This is a genomic window from Clostridium sp. UBA5988, from assembly GCF_002435615.1.
GTDB classification, from domain to species: Bacteria; Bacillota; Clostridia; order Clostridiales; family Clostridiaceae; genus Clostridium_J; species Clostridium_J sulfidigenes.
The window spans coordinates 32,801-51,685 of record NZ_DJBA01000066.1; the positions used below are offsets into that span (position 1 = coordinate 32,801).

The following is an 18,885-nucleotide window of genomic DNA, read 5'->3' on the forward strand; positions in this document are numbered from 1 at the left end:
ATAGCCATTTATTTTAAACTAATTTATAGCATTTACTATTATTATATACCATATTATGATCAAGTTGTTTGATATATTTTAATACTTCTACATCTACAAATTTCATAAGAACTTCTAATTCTTCATTCTTTTTAGTAATCTCTTCATGAGATTTTGTCATATCCATCTCTGCTTGCTCTACTATATTTTTATCTATTGTAATATCATTTAGAGTTCCTTCAAATATATCTTTTATTTTTTCCTTTAACTTGTCTGAAAGTCCTCTTAAGTTTTCCATTATATTATTGCTTAATATAGCAGCAATATTATCCTTATTTTCTATTACTTGATTTTTAATTTTTATTCTAGTACTTTCCGCCTTTTCTTCTGACTTCATAAACATTACCTTAATTCCACCAGCTACTGTACTTAAGAATTTCTCATTTGGTATTACAGTAACTTCATAATTAATACTATTTAAGAATTCATCATGTAATATTAAAAATTCCTTCAGTAGCTCTTCAAGTGGTTTTATATCTATAGGTTTAATTTTACTTGTAAAATCACCATAGGCAGATATTACAGTATCTCTATTATCCTTTATCTTTTCTATAGTCTCTTGATGGTATCCATAGAGCTTTGAATACTTAGTTATATAAACCTCAAATTGTTCTAACATTAAATCATATATATTTTTATTACACCAATTCACAATAGTTTCACTAAATATATTTTCAGCCTTATCCTTTAGTGTTGAAGTTTCCTCTAAGTCATCTATAGCATCTAGTTTTTTCTCTATAAGATCAGGGATAATTATTGATATCTTTTCTTCCGCATATTTTCCTAAAAACTCTATATCACCCTGAATTTTAGTAAGAAATTCATTATAGTTTGATTTAACTTCATCTGCTAGGTTTATATATTCTGATATACATTCCTTAAGGGTATATCTTCTTTCCTTATAAACTCCATTTTTAAATTTTATGTCTTCTCTAATTCCATCTAAAGTTTTATTTATATTGTTCTTAAAGTCATTAAATTTCATATTTATTATGTTTTCTGAAGTTTGTCCTATAAGTGTCTCTAATAACTCTCTCGAATTAGAAAAGTCTTTTTGGTCAAATAATATAATTTCTTTTTTATAATCTAGCATATTTTCCAACAAAGCTTTATTATAACTTAATGCTTCAGCCTTATAGTCACTATTTTTTGTATTAATAAGAATAGCCAATATAGAATTATTACAATCTTCCAATATATGTTTAATATAAGTTACATCAATATCCCTTAACTCTTTATGACCATCTATTACAATAATATTTTTATCTGCCATTCTACCATGAATAGACTTATCATAAGTTATAATACACTTATTAGGATCTCTTAATAAATTATTCTTTGTAATAACTTCACAACTATAATAATCTTTAATATATGATTTTAGCTCTAGTTGTTCATTGCTAATAAACACAATATCCTTATCTTGTAAAAAGATCTTTTCTCCAATAATATTGTTTAAAGTTTCTTCTATCTCTCTATCTTGAATTGCATTAATACCTATTATTGTTTTTTTACTACTACTTCTAATAAAGTCACTAGTATCAAATTTAGATTCAATACCATAACTTGTACATATATCTTTTGCATTATTATATAAGTATAGCCAAGGATACTCTCTTAAATTATAGTTTTCCTTTTTGGTTCCATCTATAGATATTTCTTTACATCCTTCTATATAATTAAGTAGCTCCTTATTTATATTAAATATATTGATTATGGAAGATAACTTAGTTGATGTTTCAATTGCTTTTTCATAATTATTGTTTTGAACCGCAGCATTCATTAAATAAAATGTAAAGTCAAATTCATACTCTCTTAAAAATACTTCTTTATACTTTCTTATTCTTATATCTTCATAAATTTCATTTAACACACATACAGCTTGAGAACAATTTATAAAATCTCCGTGTTTATAATCTATAATATTAAAACTTTGTCTTAGATAATTTAATACTTTAATAAGTTGTTCTTCCTCTTGTCTGATACCTTTGTATAAGCTTAAAATTAAAGTACTCCATTCTACAATTTTAAGATCCTCCATTAATATATTACAGAATTTTATAATCTTATCTACACATTCTATATCTAGGGATTGTGCTTTTGTGCATATAATATTCATTGCATTTATCCAATGAGGGATACTATCCTTACAATATTCCTCTATTGAGATATCTATGGCATTAGAGTAAGATTTTTCTGTTGTAAAATACTCTACAACATCTATATTTATTCCTTTAAATGAAGATAATATTTTTATTACATTTCTAGCTGCCTCATTAGCTTTATCTATAAGGTTTAATTCTTTACTTGCTCTATATACGCAATAGTTTTTTTGTATGTATAATATTTCTTCTTCTCCAATTATACTTTCATATAGGTATAAAGCTTCTTCAACTTCAACCATATCACCAAGATTTTTTCTTGCCCACATTAATAGTTCAAAAAATACTACTCCACTTTTACATTGAATTTCTTCGGTTTGGAATTTATTTCCACTTTTTAAGAATTCCTCCATAACCTCTATTACTTTAGAAAAGTAATCTTTTGATAATTCAAATTCGTTTTTTTCAAAATATATTTCTCCTAGTGAGTAATATGATACTATAAGATTTCTAAAATCCTCATACTCCATATTCCCAATGACTTTATAATCTAACTTTTCTATGATTTTTTTTAAAAACTCAGTAAGATTTACTTCATTTACATCTATTCTAAATATATTTTTAACACACCAGTTATAATAATGCTTTATCATTAAGCAGGGTTCACAGGTAATCTTACTGTCTGTAATATCTAGATAAAAATTCAATTTACCTAAGTTGTTTTCACACTGCTGAAGGAATTTCATCTGTTTTTTTAAAGACAATTCATTCACTCTCCTTGTTTTATTTAGTCATACATGACATTTGTCTATATTTTATATGATGTTATTTTTTGCTAGCTGCTGTAGGATTAGGAGCACTTACAACTAAAATTTTGCATATTTTATTAGTATAGTTTGCATAGTTATGATTAATAGAAGATTTAAAATGTGCTGAATCACCGGGGTAAAGATACTGCTTTTCATCATTTATGAATAAAGTTATAATTCCTTCTAATACATATATAAATTCTTCACCTTCATGCTGATAAGTATTTAAATTTTCCTCTGTATTGGTAGGCAATATTTCAATTAATCTAGGCAATATAGTTTTATCTTCAGGATTATTTGATAATACATAATTAATATGAAGGGCATTATCTATTTTATATATATCTCTTTCGTAACTCTTTTGTATAAATCTTTCTCTCCTCTTACTAGTTGATAGTAAAAAGTAAGATAATTCAACATCTAAAGCTTCTGCTATATTAAGTAAAGAATCTGTAGCTATACTGGTAAGACCTCTTTCTAATTGAGATAAAAACCCAGTAGATAAAGATGTTTTTTCGCTTAGTTCCTTTAATGTCATCTTTTTATTAGTTCTAAGTTCTTTAATTTTGCTTCCTATGATTTTATTCAACCGTTCCACCTCTTTGTTTAATTTAACTTTTTATCTAGAGCCTAGCTGCTTTAACACTGTGGTTAGCCACCATGTAAGGAATATTAATGTCATCAACTAGAGTTACTTACTATTGGAGTATATGTTCAACTAAACTTCAATGGAGATAAAACTCCCTCTTAGCTAAGTTTCACTTGATATTAATATTATTACTCAATACCTAAGCATTGTCTAGCTAAGTTTATAATTTATAAATAAATTTGATAAATATAAATAAATGTTTATAAAATTTTTACCAAAATAAAAGACATATTAAAACTTCTAAAATAATAAATTTTAGATTCAAATATTTTTATAAAATAAAGTCCAGATATTATTTATCTGAACTTTATAATCTTTAGAACATATTCTTTATTGCAAATTTATCTTAATTATTTTTCTTTAAATTCTTTTCATATCTAGCAAAAAGTACTAAGGCAACTATTGAAAAGAATATTGGTCCTGCAATACTCCATATAGTTTTAGCCATATCTCCATTCATAGCTGGTTCGATTATTGAGAAAAAGTTTGCAAATCCAACTGTAGCCGTTACTACAATAGTTACAAGTATTACAAATCCTTTACCTTTGAAAACTTGGAAAGGTTTTTGTATTTCATCTCTTCTTTTAAATGATATAAATGCTCCAGACAAGAACATATATGGAATTGTCATAGCTACATTAGTCATGGCTACAAGAATACTAAAGAATTCTTCCATAGCTTCTCCACCAAATCCTACTAATAAAATCATAATTATTACTACTATAGCTTGAATAATCATTGCATTTACAGGCATACCTTTTTTCATTTTTGCAACTGAATCTGGGAATAATCCCTTAGGAGTTCCTGCTATTAATTGCTTAAGTGGGGCATATGTTAAAGTAAAGAATGCACCTGTAAGAGCAAGTAGCATTGATAATCCAACAAACCTAGCTATCCAGTTACCAATTTGTACTGAAATAGCTTCAGTTGCTCCAAAGGTTACTCCAAATTGATAACCTAAGTTATTCATTATAAGATAACCTACATTTCCCATGTGAACTATATCTCCATACTTACCATTTGTTCCAAGTATAGCATCCCAATTTGTAAATATTCCAACACAGAATAATCCTACTGCATATCCAACAGCTATGATTATAGCAGATATAGCAAGCCCTTTAGGAAAGTTTTTTTCTGGTTCATCCGTTTGATCAACCAATCCTCCAACTACCTCTATACCACCAAAGGCAAATAAAGCAAATACCATAAATGATAATATTGATATTGAACTTTGATAAGCCGGATTAGGCGATGATATGAAAGTTGTAGCATTAACTATGGGTTGCGCTAATTCTCCACCATTTCCTATTAATATAACTATGGAACCTAATATTAACAATATATTAAGTGCTGCTACAGCTGTACCTCCTATTGAAGTAATTTTTTTAATTTTTTCTATCCCCTTAGTTGACACGAAGGTAACAAATATAATCCAAAGAACAGCAAGTATGGCAAGAGTTTGACGCCCTCCAAAACCAAATATACTCCATGTACTAGTTGTATCTGTACCATAAATTGCATTAGATAAAGTTACCCATATTCCAGAAGATACATTAACCATCCATATTACCGTTGACGTATACCACATAAATGTCCCTATAAATGCATACTTAGCATTTACAGACTTCTCCATCCATGAATATATTCCTCCTGTTTCATTTTTAAATGCGGCTCCATATTCAGCCATCATAAATGCAAATGGAATAAAGAATAATATTGCAGCTATAATGAAGAAGGGTATTGAACCATACCCCATTAAATAGTATGACCTGGGCATATTATTAAAGCCATATACAGATGTAAAAATCATTAATATCAGTGCTGTGATAGATAACTTTTCTGTACTACCTTTCTTTGATGACATTATTTTTCCTCCTTTGTAGCTAAATTAAGTTTAAAAACTTAATTTTATCTAATTACTTATTAAATAAGTAATCTTATTTTATTTTTCACCATAATAAAATAAATATGTAAGAAAAATAAGAAACCACAAATATCCATTGTGGTTTCTTACTTTTTTAGATCTCTTTGGTTGCATTTTTTAACCATAAAACCTCATCCTCTAATAAATAGGGACTTAACTTTTCTAATACTTTTTTATGATAATCATTTAACCAAGATTTTTCATCTTCATTAAGCAAAGATATGTTTATTGCATCTAATTCATATGGACATAAAGTTAAATCTTTAAAGCACATAAATTTTCCAAAATCATTTTTTTCTTTTTCTTGAACAGCTATTAAGTTTTCAATTCTTACACCATGTTTATCAGCTTTATAAACTCCAGGTTCATTAGATACTATCATGCCTTCTTCTAAAGCAATTGGATTTAATTCTCTTCTTATACCCTGTGGACCCTCATGTACATTAAGTAAATAACCAACTCCATGTCCTGTTCCATGTTTAAAGTCTAATCCTTTGCTCCAAAGAGCTCTTCTTGCTAAAACATCAAGACTACATCCCGGAGTTCCTTCCAAGAATATTGCTGTAGACAGATTTAGATGTCCTTTTAAAACTAAAGTATAATCTTCCTTTTCTTCTTCTGTAAGTTCACCTAGGGCTATAGTTCTTGTAATATCCGTAGTTCCATCTAAATATTGAGCTCCAGAATCTACTAGGAACAATCCTTTTGGTTGTAGTTTTAAACTAGACTCTTCAGATGCTTTGTAGTGAATTATAGCTCCGTGAGGACCATATCCCGCAATGGTATCAAAGCTTATATCTATAAAATCCTCACCTTCTGCTCTAAGTTCTTTTAGTTTTTCAGCTGCTGATATTTCTGTTATCTCTTCATTATTTACATTTTCTTTTACCCACTTTATGAACTTTACCATAGCTACTCCATCTTTTATATGGGCATTTTCTATATTTTTAAGTTCTACAGAATTTTTTCTAGCTTTTAAATCCGTAGTTATATTCCTTTTTTCTATTGTGTTAACTTCTTTATTTATAGATTCCTTAAGCCATACATTAGTTTTGCTTGGATCAAAGGTTATATTTCCTTTAATTAACTTAAGATCTGATACTATGTCATTATAATCTTTTATAGATATTGATTTGCTACTTAATAGATTTATAATTTTTTCATTTAATTTTTCCTTATCTACATATAGAATGTACTTGTCATCACTAATTAAGAAATAACTTAAAAATACAGGATTACATTCCACATCTCCGCCTCTTAAATTTAGAAGCCATGCTATATCATCTAAAGATGCTAATAATAAGTTATTTACATTAATATTTTTCATTTCTTCTTTTACTAAAGTTAATTTTTCTTCTACAGTTTTTCCTGCATAAGAGTCTTCATGAATAAATATTTTTTTATTAGGCATAGTTGGCCTATCTTTCCATATAATATCAAAAATATCTTCTTCAGGTTTTGTTTTAATCCCCTTTTCTTTAAAAGATTCTTCTAAATCATGAAGCTGAGAAACCGTAAATACCTTTCCATTAAAGCTGACAGTACCTCCTGTTTTCACATTATCACAGATCCATTGTGTATAGGTTTTAACACCTGGTTCCCCCATACGTTCTAGTATGTATTCTGTACCTTGAATTTGTTGTTCCCCTTGAAGAAAATACCTTCCATCCACCCATAAATGAGCTTCTTTCTCCGTTATAACAACAGTTCCAGCAGATCCAGTAAATCCTGAAATCCATTGTCTCACTCTAAAATAGTCACTTACATACTCACTTCCATGATTATCTGAACTTGGAATAATAAAAGCGTCTATACTTCTTTCTTTCATTAAACTTCTTAAACTTTCAATTCTTGATTTAATATCCACTTTAACATCTCCTTATAAAATAAATTTTATTAATGTTTAAATATCAATCTTATTTTTCAGTATAATAAACAACTCCTACAGTTTTAGGTCCTACATGACAGCCTATCACAGGCCCAATGCATTGTATATCTACATCTATACCTAATATTTCTTTGATTTTATTAGCTAGAGCCCTTCCTTCTTCTTCACAGTTTATATGATGAACTATTACCTGTCCAAGTCCTCTATTTTTTATATCCTTTTGTAATTTTTCTATAATTTTAAGTATTGCCTTCTGTTTTGTTCTAACTTTATCAAAAACTGAAGTCTTTCCAGCTTCTACAGTAAGTATAGGTCTAATTTGAAGAAGTGCTCCAAATAAAGCGGCTGCTCCTCCTATACGACCACCCTTTTTCAAATATTCTAAAGTATCTGGTACAAATAAAAACCTACTCTTACTCTTTATAGCCTCTACTCCAGCTATAACTTCCTCCATAGATTTACCTTCCTCAGACAGTTTTGCTGCTTCTAAAACTGCATACCCCATTTGCATACAGTTAGATGCTGAATCTATAACTTCCATCCTAGCCTTAGGATATTTGTCCATTATCATTGTTTTTATTAGTTGATTACAAGTAGCATATGTACCACTCATTTCTGAGGATATAAAAACTCCTAATGCTTCATGTCCTTCACCTATAACCTGGTCAAAGCTATTAAACAAATCATCTACACTTGGTTGAGATGAAGTAGGTATACTATCTAACTTCTCCAAGGTTTTATAAAACTTATCATTTTCAATTTCTACTTCTTTATTAGCTATATTATTTATAACAACACCTAAAGAAACTACAGTAATATCATATTTTTCTATGAGCTCCTTTGGTATATAACTAGTACTATCTGTTATTATTTTTATACTCATAAATCTTGCCTCCAAATAACAATAATTATATGCTTATTATTAATTATAATCATAATTAATATTTATTTTTATATTATATTTAATTGTAATATAATATTCTAATTTTCAAAAATATAAAACTCTCTACAAAGCTAACATTTAAGTAATATAATATTTAAATTAAGTTTGCATCCTAAATTTTGAATTCAAGATGCAAACTACAATATTAATTATATACAATTTTCTAAACAATATTATAATTATATCAATACCAGATTTAAAAATATATAGATAACCATTATTTTCTTAAAAAATCATACTACTGATTAGTATAAATAAAGCTAGCTCAACAATTTCATTATTGGCACCCAGGGTATCTCCAGAATGCCCTCCTATTTTGCTATTACAAAACAAATTAAATATTAAAGTAACTATAAGTCCACCAAGTAAAAGTATAATTATATATTTAATACTAAAGAATAAACTTCCAATAAGTAAAGTAAGCATTAATGCTCCTGTAAAATATACACCATTTGTATTTCCAATGTAAAAATTACCAGTACCTTCTTTCTTAGCTGACTTTCCTATTAAAGCAATAAATACAGTAAATAATCTACTTATCATAGGTACTACTATTATCATATAACCTATAGATTTTGTTCCTATATAATATATTCCTAAAGCCTTAACTGCTATATCTATAATCATAGCTAATACTCCAAAAGAACCTACTCTACTATCCTTCATTATCTCAATTATTCGCTCTCTACTTCTAAAAGAAAAGAATCCATCACAGGTATCTCCTAGTCCGTCCATGTGAAGTCCACCTGTAATAAATATTCCAACTATAACTGTAATTATAGCAACCATAGGTAATGGCAGCCATATAGATGTAATATAAAAAATTAAATATTCAATAGCCCCAAGAATGGCTCCTACTACGGGAAAATATAAAGTAGCTTTTTTAAAGTTTTCTTTCTCACAAGCCAAAGATATATTTACTGGTATTCTAGTTATAAATTGAAATAGCAAAAGAAAATTATTAAAGAAAATCTTTTCTTTTCCTATGGCTCCTAATACCATAATAGCTATTATAGCTAAAATTATCAAATTTTTAATCATAACACTGCTCCTCGTCTATCCCTTTATTTTTAGTCCTTGTCCACAACAAACTAAATATACCTCATCACAAATGTTTGCTACATGTTGATTTATAAACCCTTGAATATCTCTAAAAATTCTAGATAATTTATTTTCAGGCACTAATCCCCATCCAACTTCGTTGGTAATTAATACAACTTCCTTATCTAACTCTTTACACTTTTCTAAGAATAATGTAAATTCATTTTTTATGTTATCACATATTTTATCTATTTCTTCATCGCTTATGTCATCGTAATTTGTAGTGATTTCAAACATTAAATTTGTAGTCATTATAGTAACGCAATCTAAAAAAACATATCTTTCAGTAAATCTCTCTATTTTTTTATGTAAGTCTTTATAACTTTCTAAGGTTTTCCACTTTTTATTTCTGCTTTCCTTATGCTTTTCTATTCTGTGCTTCATTTCATCGTCTGTTACTATAGCTGTTGCTATATATAATACATCATCAGTATGTTTAAGTAGATTTTCTCCATATTTGCTTTTCCCACTTCTACATCCACCAGTAACTAAAGTTAATTTACTCATTTTCTTTCTCCTCTTCCTTTATCCTCATAAACAAATTAATTAATATTAAAATTCTACTGGAATTATACTATCAATATAAAAGTACCCGTATTCTAATTTAATTATGGACAAATCTGCATTTTTAGAATTAAACCTCCAATAATTATCTAAACTACCTTCCAATATATAAGTATATATTGTTCTTATAATTCCTCCATGGGTACAAATAAGTATATTTTCAACTGATTCTTTTTTTAGTTCTTCCATAAAGCTTTTCACTCTATTATAAACCTCTATAAAGCTCTCTCCATTCTCTATGGAATACTCCTTCCAATCATTTGTCCAAGTATCATATTCTAACTTAAATGAATCTTGTAACTGCTTATAGTTTTTTCCTTCAAAGATTCCAAAGTTTCTTTCATTCAATCTAGAATCTACTTTAACTCCTTCTCCTTCATATATTTTTTTAAGGGTTTGCTTTGCTCTTTTTTTTTCACTACAAAACACTTTATCAAAGTTTATATGCTTCAATTTTTCTCCTACCAATTCTGCTTGCTTAATTCCCTTTTCTGTTAGCTCACAGTCTATATCTCCGTAGTAAGTCTTTTTTATATTTTCTTCTGTTTCACCGTGTCTAACTATATATATTTTCAATTACTACACTCCTTTATAAAAAGCTGTATATCAATAACCTATCTACACCGGTTCATATTCTATTGTTTTCTTATATCTATATAATCCTTTTTATCTATGCCAGCTTCATTAAAGGAATCCATATTATTCATAGTAAAAACAGCACTCTCTATTATTCCAAAGGCTATTGGACATCCACTACCTTCACCTAATCTCATTCCTAAACTAAACATAGGTTCAAGTCCTAAAGTTTTCATTGCATATTGTGCTCCTGGTTCTGCTGATAGGTGAGATGCAAACATATACCCTGAAGCCTTTGAACTTAATTCCTTTGCACAAATAGCTGCAGCTGATGATATAAGCCCATCAATTACCACTGGCAATTTATATATAGCACCTCCTAAAAATACTCCACAAAGGCCAGCTATATCAAATCCACCTACCTTACTAAGCACATCTATTACATCATTTTTGTTAGGCTTATTTATTTCAATAGATTTTTTTACCATAGCCTTTTTATGGGACAATCCATCATCTGTTAGACCTGAGCCTTTACCAACTATTAAATCACTATCAATTCCAGAGAATACACTTATTATAGCTGCAGAAGTAGCTGTATTACCTACTCCCATCTCACCAGTTCCAATTAAATCATATCCTTGATTTTTTAACTCCTTAACAATATCAATTCCTATCTTTATAGCTTTCATAGCTTCTTCCCTAGTCATTGCAGGACCTTTAGTCATATTACTTGTACCATATCTAATCTTTCTGTTAATTATTCTAGGATCAGTAAATTCCTTATCCACTCCTATATCAACCACAGTAGTATCATTATTGTAGTATCTACTTAATATACACACTCCAGTAGTACCCTTTACAAAATTTTCTGTAACTGTAGCTGTTACCTCTCTTGGGCATGAAGAAACCCCTGATTCTTGAATTCCATTATCAGCACACATTATAACTATATTTTTCTTTTTTATTTCTTTTATATGCTCACCCTTAATACCACTAAGTTTTACAACAATCTCTTCTAAGACTCCTAAACTTCCTATAGGCTTGCTTAAATGATCTATGTAATTCTTAGAATTATTCATTACTTCTCTATTTACCTCTTCAATATCACTTAATAACTTTTTTAATTCATCCACTCTTATCACTCCATCTAAATTTATTCTTTAAATAGTTTTATTATAACTAAAAACACCCTTATCCTCTAAGATAAGGGTGTTAATACACATAACTAAATTTATTAAACTAAAAAATAGTTTGATATACTCTTCCCTCCGAAGGTCTCAACTAACAAAGTTTTAGGCAGGTCTCCTGGCTCACGGCTTATCCTCATCATTCCCTTCCCAGTGAATTACCAGTGGTATCATGACTTGTATCCGTACACAGTAGCGGGGGCTGCAGTGGCTTTTAACCACTTTCCCTATTAAACTTAATGTACCTTAAACTATTATTCATTTAACTTAAATTATATACTACTAGCATAACTTATTCAACAATCTTTATGGACTCCATATTGAATAATACATATATAACTTTAGGTTATTAACTATAAATATAAATTAAATTTACATAACATTCGTAAATATCCCTATTCCCTTGAAAAATTTATGAAATAGTGGATAATTATAATTGATAAGTAATATCATTTGAATTGCATTTATAACTTTACTATAATACATAAACTGTATTTTAAAATAGTTTATAAAAATTAACTTGAGATTGGAGACGTACTATGAGTAATAGAATTAAAGGAATAATATTAATTATTTTGTCTGCCTTTGGCTTTGCAATGATGTCTGCCTTTGTAAAGCTATCTGGAGATTTACCCTCTATGCAAAAGGCTTTTTTTAGAAACATAGTTTCTTTTGTCATAGCCCTTGGTATGATTATATATCACAAAGAAAGTTTCTTTGGCAAAAAAGAAAGCCAAAGGCTTCTTATTATGAGATCCGCTTTAGGCACATTAGGAGTAATATTAAACTTTTATGCTATAGACCACCTTATTCTTTCAGATGCTAATATGCTTAATAAGCTAAGCCCTTTCTTTGTAATACTTTTCTCTGCTATATTTTTAAAGGAAAGATTACAACTAAGGCATATTATTATCATCGCTGTTGGCTTCCTTGGATCACTACTTATTATAAAGCCCGCTTTTAGTGTAGATGTAATTCCTTATCTCATAGGACTTTCCTCTGCTATATTTGCTGGCTCTGCCTATACCTGCCTTCGAGCCATTGGAAACCGTGAAAAGCATTATACTGTGGTGTTTTATTTTTCTTGCTTTTCTGTAGTAACAATTTTCCCATTTATGATATTTTCTTATACACCTATGACTTTGATTCAATTTACCTACTTAATATTAGCTGGTATCTTTGCAACTATAGGACAATTGGGAATTACTCTAGCCTATAAGTATGCACCTGCAAAAGAAATATCAATTTTTGATTACTCTAATATAATCTTTTCAGCTATTATAAGCATGGTAATATTTAACCAATCCCCTGATATCATAAGTATTTTAGGATACATAGTTATATTTTCTGCTTCACTTTACATGTTTGTGTACAATAAAAAACTAGATAACCTTAAATAATATTTTTAAAAGGGTTGTCTCAAAGTTAATTCTTTTGAGACAATCCTTTTTATTATGTATCTAAGGTCTTTCTTTCTCTATTTCATATAGTAATTTATTTTAAATTTATGTTTAGCTTAATTATTTCCTCCAAATCTTTAATAAATCTTAAGATTTATTAAAGGTATTTCTTAAGATTTACCATGTAAAATAAAACCATAGTAAAAATTATGTAGAATTAATGGGGGGTTTTAAAATATGAAAATATTAATTCTTACAGGGAAATTTGGTATGGGACATTATTCAGTATCTAAATCCTTATGTGAACAAATTCAGTCTAATCATCCTAATGCATCAGTAGTTATAGAGGATGTTTTCGATTATGCATTACCAACTTATTCTAATGCAATTTATAGGGCTTTTAATGTTATGGTGAATAAAGGTAGTGTATTTTATAATCAAGTATATAAAATTACGGAAAATAAAAAGTATAATATGAATCCTATATTTTCAAAATACTTTCTTCCTAAGCTTGATGACCTAATTAAAGATGTAGAACCTAATATTATTATTTCTACTCTACCCTTTTGCTCTCAATTAATATCAAGATATAAGATGAAATATAATCCATCTCTTCCGCTTATAACTTGCATAACGGATATTAGTAGCCATTCAGAGTGGCTTAATGATAATACTAATTGTTATTTAGTTGGAAGTAACTCTTTAAAAAAGGACTTAATTTTAAAAGGCGTTCCTGAAAACAAAATATTTATTAATGGAATACCTGTAAAAGAAGAATTTAAAAATTCTATAACTAATAGTTCTTCTAATGATAAACAGCTCCTTATCATGGGCGGTGGATTAGGGCTATTACCCAAGTCTATGGAATTTTATAACCAGCTTAATTCTTTAGAAAATGTAAAGACTACAGTTATTACAGGAAATAATACTGAAATCTATAATATGCTTTATGGAAAATACGAAAATATTAATGTACTTGGATATACTGATGAGGTTTATAAATATATGCAAAAAGCAGATTTGATACTTTCTAAACCTGGTGGAATAACTTTATTTGAAAGTATTTTCTCAGAAACACCTTTAATTGCCTTCAAGCCTTTTCTTCAACAAGAAATTAATAATACTAACTTTATATTAAACAATGGTATTGGAAAGGTTCTTGAGACAAGTCCTGATAAATGTTTTGATAAAATAAAAAAAATTATTTTTGATGATGCAATACTAGATAATCTTTCTAATAATATAAAAAATTTCAAAAAACAATTTGATTGTACATCAATTGAAAAAGTATTACTTACTTTAGAACCTAATATGGATGGAGCGTGTGCTTAATGTACTTTACTACTTTAATAGCTATTATTATAATTATTTTTCTAATTCATTCAATTATACCAACTTTATACAACAAATATATAAATTCAAATATTATTAAACTCACTAATAAAGATAATGAAATAATGCTAACTTTTGATGATGGCCCTGATGAAAGATATACTAATAATCTTTTAGATGTGCTTAAAGAAAATCAAATTAAAGCTACTTTCTTTGTTGTTGCAGAGAATGCTAAGAATAATCCTGAAATAATCTATCGTATGCATAAAGAAGGGCACACTATAGCACTACATTCTTTATCCCATAAAAATGCTCTCTTTTATAGCTATAAATATACGAAAAAAGATTTTAAAAATAGTATGGAAATCATGAAAAACTTCAATTATCAAATCAACTATTATAGACCTCCTTGGGGACATAGTAATATCTTTACAAACTTTTTTGTTAAAAAATATAATTTAAAAATGATTTTATGGGATGTTATGGCAGAAGATTGGAATAAATACGCTACAGTAGATTCTATATCTTCAAAGTTAATACTACGCACTGATAGAAATTCTATTATATGTCTACATGATGCAGGCGAGAATTCAGGGGGTGCCTTCAATGCTCCTCTAAAAACCATTGAAGCATTATCTACAGTTTTACCTAAGTTAAAATTAGTAGGTTATAAATTTATAACTCCAGAAAGGTTAGGACAATAATTGTGCAAAATTCTATAAAAAAAGAGAAGTTTAACAACTACTATGGAAGTTTAATTTTTATGTTCTTACTCATTGCTATTACTTTTTACTTACTTTTTAAAGATACTTCGATAACTTCACTAATTACTGTAATAAACACAGTTAATCCATTTTACTTATTCATAGCATTTTCTATGATGTGTCTATTTATAATTTTTGAAGCTTATGTTATTTATATTATACTTAAAAATTTAAATAAAAAAGTACCTTTTAAAAAATGTATTGGTTATTCCTTTATTGGATTTTACTTTAGTTCTATTACTCCTTCATCATCAGGTGGTCAGCCAGCACAAGTATACTATATGAAAAAGGATAATATAAATATATCCTATTCTTCTTTAACTTTATTAATAATTTCCATAGTCTATCAATCAGTAATGCTTTTATATGGACTACTTATGTATTTTTTTAAATATACTTTTATAATAAATAATGTACGTGGCATTAAATGGCTTTTAATTTATGGAGTTATAATAAATGTATTTATAATAGGTTTTATATTTGCAGCTATATTTTCTAAAAATTTAGTTGGTAAATTTATTAAATTTATTGTTGAACTCTTATCAAAATTTAAGATTATAAAAAATACAGAATATACTCTATCTAAAATTGATGTTCACCTTGATGAATATACTAATGGTGCTAATTATATTAAAAATAATCCTTTACTAATTGTTAAGGTTTTAATAGTTACAGTTTTACAAATAACGGCTATGTATTTAGTTCCATATTTCATATATAAATCTTTTGGATTAAGTACTTATAGCATTATAGATGTACTTTCTATACAATCCTTATTGACTATAGCAGTATCTTCTTTGCCTTTGCCTGGTGCAGTAGGTGCTACTGAAAGTAGCTTTATGATATTATTTAAAATATTCTTTTCAAAAGAATTATTACTTTCTGCAATGCTATTAAGCCGTGTAATTAGTTTTTATGTATTTCTATTACTGAGTAGCATAATAACAATAATTATTCATATTAAAGTTAATGGTAGACATAAACTTTAACATAGTCATCTATATTAGTAATAAACTCTGTTAGAAATTACAGTAATAGAATATTAAATATTTTATTACTGTATATTCAAACTAAAAATACAGACTATATCTAAATAAAATTTGGATATAGTCTGTATTTGTATGTTAATTAATTTATTAGTTTTGAGTTGCCCAATCTGCTGGATATGTTACATATATGAATCTAGCATAGTTTGGAACTGAGAATTTAATTGTACTTCCTTTTGGTATTAAAATTAATTCTCCAGCATCTGCTGATACGAGTCTTCCATCTATTACTATGTCTAGATGTCCTTCTATAACATAATCTATCTCATCATAGTTTAAAGTCCAATCGAAGGTTGTTTCTTTCATCTCCATTATTCCACAACCTAATCTCTTACTTTCTTCAAGAGTGAATAAATCTTTTGTATATACTATATCACTGCTATTTCCAGTATCAAGTCTATTTGACTCATCTACTCTAACTGTTGGTAGTTTAACAGAGATAATTCCGCTTGCATCTTTATTTCTTACAAAATCTACAGAATCATTAGAAGCTCCTGTAAGCTTTTCTTCTATTATTTGTCTAACTAATTTTTCTAATAAGCTTTTATCGATATTTTCCATAATTACTTAGCCTCCTCCTTTTTAACTGCATTGTTTGCAATAAATATAGCTACAAATATTGCTGTAATTCCTGCAACTAATTTACCAACTATCATTGGTAATATCATTTCTGAATTAAATCCTGCTGTAAATCCTAAGTGATCTCCAAATACAAAGGCTGCAGATACTGCAAAAGCAACGTTAATTATTTTACCTCTGTTATCCATATCCTTCATCATGCCGAACATTGGAATACTATTAGCAAGAGTTGCAACCATACCAGCTGCTGCTATATCATTCATTTTTAAAACTTTACCTAATCCCATTAATGGTTTTTGGAATACTTTCGTAATTACATATACTAGTGGGAATGCTCCAGCAAGAACTATTGCTATTGCTCCAACAGTTTCAATACCATCAGAAATTGGTGCCATTCCTGGAATTATAACTAGACCTGTTAATTCTTCAATTACTGCTGCTGCTAATCCTAAAGTTATAAGTATAACTACAAATTTTCCAAAAACAGTAAAACCTTTAATTATCGCATTTTCAAATTTCCAAAGTCCTAATGCTATAAGTGCTGCAATTATAACTATTGGAATTAAGTTTTTTAGTACCATAATTATTGGGAACCCAGCTACAAGACCACCAACAAAAGCTCCTAGTGGAATTGTAATAACTCCTGCTAATACTCCCATAGCTAAGAATTTATGATCTTCTTTTTCTATTATTCCAAGGGCAACTGGAATTGTGAATACTATAGTAACACCCATCATTGAACCAACTATTAATCCGCCAAACATTCCTGCTTGAGAATCTACTGCAAGAGCTTGAGAAAGTGAAGCTCCTCCCATATCGTTTGCAAGTAATGTACCTCCAAACATGCCTGGGTCTGCTCCTAAGAAATTAAATACTGGTACTATTACTGGTTCTAATATATTTGCAAGTACTGGTGCAAGACAGATAACTCCTATCATTGCAATTGCAAGAGAACCCATAGCCATGAAACCTTCTTCGAACTTTTCTCCAAGTCCAAACTTATTTCCTAAACATTTATCTATGGCTCCAAGGGCCATAAATACAACCATGATATATACGATTATCTCGTTAATTCCCATTGTTTCATCTCCTTAATAAGTTAATTCTTTATTTAATCAATTTCTTTATACTGTTAACTGTGTAAACTAAAGTTTAAGCTTTTATGTTAAATACTTAATGATAAGTTCATCTGGCGAAGGTATTACTGATGCATGAACAATTCGTTTTTCTTCTATAGCTTCTTTAGCTATATTTATTCCATGCTCTACATCACTAAGCCCACCAGAAATAATATAAACAAGTTTACCACTTATTCCAGATGCTACTTGTAGTTTTACTAAATTTAAATTGGCTCCCTTAAGAGCAATATCTAACGCTTTAAGACCACTGCTTACGCTATTGGTCTCCATTACTCCTATGGCTCCATTAGCCTTAGCTACAACTCTACTTTTCAAAGCTTGTATAATATTATTATGGATACTATTTATAATACAGCTATCTATGATATGCCCCTGACCAGAGATAATCCCGTGGTCAAGGGTTGTTCTTATAGCACCTTCATCTCCTGTTAATATAACCAAAAACCTTCCAGGACATATAGTTTTAAGATATAGTACATCAACATCAGCTTTTTTCACCATTTCATCTGCAACTTCAATGCCTTTTGCTATACTTTTAAAATCAATTGTTCCAATACTTTTACTCATTCTCCACCTCTATTGAATCAATTATTCCTATTATAGTTGCATCCACAGGTACATCTCTTTCTCCTAGTGAAACTCTAGCTGAACCACCTCTAGTTATAAGTACATTGTCACCAGTACCTGCACCTACACTATCCGTTGCTACAAAAAAGCCTGTTTCTTCTACATCTATATCTTTAAGTAGCCTCACTATTAAAAACTTTTGACCATTTAGCTTTTCATCTTTTCTAGTTGCCCATAATCTACCAACAACTCTACCAATAACCATATTATCCTCCG

The 18,885-nt window shown here is 28.6% G+C and carries 17 protein-coding genes and 1 riboswitch; of the genes, 4 read left to right on the plus strand and 13 right to left on the minus strand.

Annotated elements, in window-relative coordinates:
• Positions 1–13: 13 nt before the first annotated feature.
• The 9 genes from B3J31_RS14325 to cobT all read right to left on the minus strand — a co-directional run bounded on the left by B3J31_RS14325 (position 14) and on the right by cobT (position 11,728).
• On the minus strand, positions 14–2,905 hold the full coding sequence (locus B3J31_RS14325; protein ID WP_346874172.1) for a hypothetical protein: 2,892 nt from the start codon (positions 2,903–2,905) through the stop codon (positions 14–16).
• 61 nt (positions 2,906–2,966) lie between these two features.
• Positions 2,967–3,539: an XRE family transcriptional regulator gene (locus tag B3J31_RS14330; protein WP_346874173.1), complete on the minus strand. Its 573-nt coding sequence runs from the start codon at positions 3,537–3,539 to the stop codon at positions 2,967–2,969.
• Positions 3,540–3,945: 406 nt separating this feature from the next.
• Positions 3,946–5,463, minus strand: coding sequence for a glutamate/gamma-aminobutyrate family transporter YjeM (gene yjeM / locus B3J31_RS14335; RefSeq protein WP_346874174.1), 1,518 nt, complete (start codon positions 5,461–5,463; stop codon positions 3,946–3,948).
• 154 nt (positions 5,464–5,617) lie between these two features.
• Positions 5,618–7,390, minus strand: a complete 1,773-nt coding sequence (locus B3J31_RS14340) for an aminopeptidase P family protein (RefSeq protein ID WP_346874175.1) — start codon at positions 7,388–7,390, stop codon at positions 5,618–5,620.
• Between the two features lie 49 nt (positions 7,391–7,439).
• Positions 7,440–8,294, minus strand: a complete 855-nt coding sequence (locus tag B3J31_RS14345) for a DegV family protein (RefSeq protein WP_346874176.1) — start codon at positions 8,292–8,294, stop codon at positions 7,440–7,442.
• Between the two features lie 285 nt (positions 8,295–8,579).
• Complete coding sequence (gene cobS, locus B3J31_RS14350) at positions 8,580–9,395, minus strand: adenosylcobinamide-GDP ribazoletransferase (protein WP_150846113.1); 816 nt, start codon at positions 9,393–9,395, stop codon at positions 8,580–8,582.
• Between the two features lie 15 nt (positions 9,396–9,410).
• Positions 9,411–9,962, minus strand: coding sequence for a bifunctional adenosylcobinamide kinase/adenosylcobinamide-phosphate guanylyltransferase (gene cobU, locus B3J31_RS14355; protein ID WP_150846114.1), 552 nt, complete (start codon positions 9,960–9,962; stop codon positions 9,411–9,413).
• Positions 9,963–10,007: 45 nt separating this feature from the next.
• Complete coding sequence (gene cobC / locus B3J31_RS14360; RefSeq protein WP_346874177.1) at positions 10,008–10,595, minus strand: alpha-ribazole phosphatase; 588 nt, start codon at positions 10,593–10,595, stop codon at positions 10,008–10,010.
• Positions 10,596–10,654: 59 nt separating this feature from the next.
• Positions 10,655–11,728 carry a nicotinate-nucleotide--dimethylbenzimidazole phosphoribosyltransferase gene (cobT, locus tag B3J31_RS14365; RefSeq protein ID WP_346874178.1) on the minus strand — a complete coding sequence of 358 codons (1,074 nt, stop codon included), beginning with the start codon at positions 11,726–11,728 and terminating at the stop codon, positions 10,655–10,657.
• Positions 11,729–11,873: 145 nt separating this feature from the next.
• Positions 11,874–12,046, minus strand: a riboswitch (cobalamin riboswitch).
• A gap of 275 nt (positions 12,047–12,321) precedes the next feature.
• Here cobT and B3J31_RS14370 point away from each other — a divergent pair.
• The 4 genes from B3J31_RS14370 (at position 12,322) to B3J31_RS14385 (ending at position 16,267) form a co-directional block, all read left to right on the plus strand.
• Positions 12,322–13,182 (plus strand): DMT family transporter, encoded by an 861-nt coding sequence (locus B3J31_RS14370; protein ID WP_346874179.1) that lies wholly within the window; start codon positions 12,322–12,324, stop codon positions 13,180–13,182.
• A 237-nt stretch (positions 13,183–13,419) separates the two neighbouring features.
• Positions 13,420–14,514: an MGDG synthase family glycosyltransferase gene (locus tag B3J31_RS14375; protein WP_346874180.1), complete on the plus strand. Its 1,095-nt coding sequence runs from the start codon at positions 13,420–13,422 to the stop codon at positions 14,512–14,514.
• Complete coding sequence (locus B3J31_RS14380) at positions 14,514–15,218, plus strand: polysaccharide deacetylase family protein (RefSeq protein ID WP_346874181.1); 705 nt, start codon at positions 14,514–14,516, stop codon at positions 15,216–15,218. The genes B3J31_RS14375 and B3J31_RS14380 overlap by 1 nt, the downstream gene beginning before the upstream one ends.
• Before the next feature lie 2 nt (positions 15,219–15,220).
• The gene (locus tag B3J31_RS14385) at positions 15,221–16,267 is read left to right on the plus strand and encodes a lysylphosphatidylglycerol synthase transmembrane domain-containing protein (protein ID WP_346874182.1); all 1,047 of its coding nucleotides are present in this window, start codon (positions 15,221–15,223) and stop codon (positions 16,265–16,267) included.
• Positions 16,268–16,414: 147 nt separating this feature from the next.
• Here B3J31_RS14385 and B3J31_RS14390 read toward each other — a convergent pair whose 3' ends face one another.
• The 4 genes from B3J31_RS14390 to B3J31_RS14405 all read right to left on the minus strand — a co-directional run bounded on the left by B3J31_RS14390 (position 16,415) and on the right by B3J31_RS14405 (position 18,874).
• Complete coding sequence (locus B3J31_RS14390) at positions 16,415–16,885, minus strand: cupin domain-containing protein (RefSeq protein ID WP_035130623.1); 471 nt, start codon at positions 16,883–16,885, stop codon at positions 16,415–16,417.
• 2 nt (positions 16,886–16,887) lie between these two features.
• Positions 16,888–17,982: an ethanolamine utilization protein EutH gene (eutH, locus tag B3J31_RS14395; RefSeq protein WP_150846120.1), complete on the minus strand. Its 1,095-nt coding sequence runs from the start codon at positions 17,980–17,982 to the stop codon at positions 16,888–16,890.
• A gap of 81 nt (positions 17,983–18,063) precedes the next feature.
• Positions 18,064–18,609 carry a BMC domain-containing protein gene (locus B3J31_RS14400; protein WP_150846121.1) on the minus strand — a complete coding sequence of 182 codons (546 nt, stop codon included), beginning with the start codon at positions 18,607–18,609 and terminating at the stop codon, positions 18,064–18,066.
• Complete coding sequence (locus B3J31_RS14405) at positions 18,602–18,874, minus strand: EutN/CcmL family microcompartment protein (RefSeq protein ID WP_150846122.1); 273 nt, start codon at positions 18,872–18,874, stop codon at positions 18,602–18,604. Before B3J31_RS14405 ends, B3J31_RS14400 begins: the two co-directional genes overlap by 8 nt.
• Between the last annotated feature and the right edge of the window lie 11 nt (positions 18,875–18,885).

Excerpts from the sequence above, each read along its gene's own strand:
- B3J31_RS14390 (WP_035130623.1), bottom strand. The coding sequence starts at position 16,885 with ATGGAAAATATCGATAAAAGCTTATTAGAAAAATTAGTTAGACAAATA.
- B3J31_RS14375 (WP_346874180.1), top strand. The coding sequence starts at position 13,420 with ATGAAAATATTAATTCTTACAGGGAAATTTGGTATGGGACATTATTCA.
- eutH (WP_150846120.1), bottom strand. The coding sequence starts at position 17,982 with ATGGGAATTAACGAGATAATCGTATATATCATGGTTGTATTTATGGCC.
- B3J31_RS14380 (WP_346874181.1), top strand. The coding sequence starts at position 14,514 with ATGTACTTTACTACTTTAATAGCTATTATTATAATTATTTTTCTAATT.
- B3J31_RS14405 (WP_150846122.1), bottom strand. The coding sequence starts at position 18,874 with ATGGTTATTGGTAGAGTTGTTGGTAGATTATGGGCAACTAGAAAAGAT.
- yjeM (WP_346874174.1), bottom strand. The coding sequence starts at position 5,463 with ATGTCATCAAAGAAAGGTAGTACAGAAAAGTTATCTATCACAGCACTG.
- cobS (WP_150846113.1), bottom strand. The coding sequence starts at position 9,395 with ATGATTAAAAATTTGATAATTTTAGCTATAATAGCTATTATGGTATTA.
- cobU (WP_150846114.1), bottom strand. The coding sequence starts at position 9,962 with ATGAGTAAATTAACTTTAGTTACTGGTGGATGTAGAAGTGGGAAAAGC.
- B3J31_RS14370 (WP_346874179.1), top strand. The coding sequence starts at position 12,322 with ATGAGTAATAGAATTAAAGGAATAATATTAATTATTTTGTCTGCCTTT.
- B3J31_RS14400 (WP_150846121.1), bottom strand. The coding sequence starts at position 18,609 with ATGAGTAAAAGTATTGGAACAATTGATTTTAAAAGTATAGCAAAAGGC.
- B3J31_RS14345 (WP_346874176.1), bottom strand. The coding sequence starts at position 8,294 with ATGAGTATAAAAATAATAACAGATAGTACTAGTTATATACCAAAGGAG.